This window comes from Shewanella nanhaiensis, from assembly GCF_019457885.1.
Classification (GTDB): Bacteria; Pseudomonadota; Gammaproteobacteria; order Enterobacterales; family Shewanellaceae; genus Shewanella; species Shewanella nanhaiensis.
On sequence record NZ_JAHZST010000056.1, the window covers coordinates 1 to 636 of the forward strand.

Consider the following 636-nt stretch of genomic DNA (forward strand, 5'->3'; position numbering starts at 1 on the left):
TTTATTGCACACAGCACATCCGTGTGCTTGAGTGTTCACACAGATTACTTGATAGAAAGAAAGAGAAATATATCGAAAGGTATTTTTGAGGATTTTGATTCTTAATCAAGGCACTTGATGAGTCTCGAAGGGAGTGTGCTTTAGCACATGACTGAGAAATGAAGAGAGTAACGATGAGTAAGGGTTAAAAGACCAAAAAGAATGGGTCTGTAGCTCAGCTGGTTAGAGCGCACCCCTGATAAGGGTGAGGTCGGTGGTTCAAGTCCACTCTGACCCACCAATTCTTTTCTACTCTTTGTTAGTTTAATACTCGTTTAGGTGAACTAAACGTCGCATTAAACTGCCTTGATTAGAATGTGAATTGGTTTCGCCATTTAACTAGTGATAGTTAATTGGTTACTTGATATATTCTCAACTGCATGTAAATGGGGCTATAGCTCAGCTGGGAGAGCGCCTGCCTTGCACGCAGGAGGTCTGCGGTTCGATCCCGCATAGCTCCACCATATACATGCTCATGGATAGAGATGCCAAAGATAAACTAACACTTTATCTTTGGCTTTTTTAAGCCCGCTCTTTAAAAATTTGGAAAGCTGATAGTATTAATTTAACGATTAATGCGAAATAAATAATTGAGTT

General features: G+C 39.9%; 2 tRNA genes. Both read left to right on the top strand.

Annotation, left to right across the window (positions count from 1 at the left end):
* Positions 1-203 precede the first annotated feature (203 nt).
* Positions 204-280, top strand: a tRNA-Ile gene (locus K0625_RS24305).
* 147 nt (positions 281-427) lie between these two features.
* Positions 428-503 (top strand) — tRNA-Ala (locus tag K0625_RS24310).
* Positions 504-636: the final 133 nt, after the last annotated feature.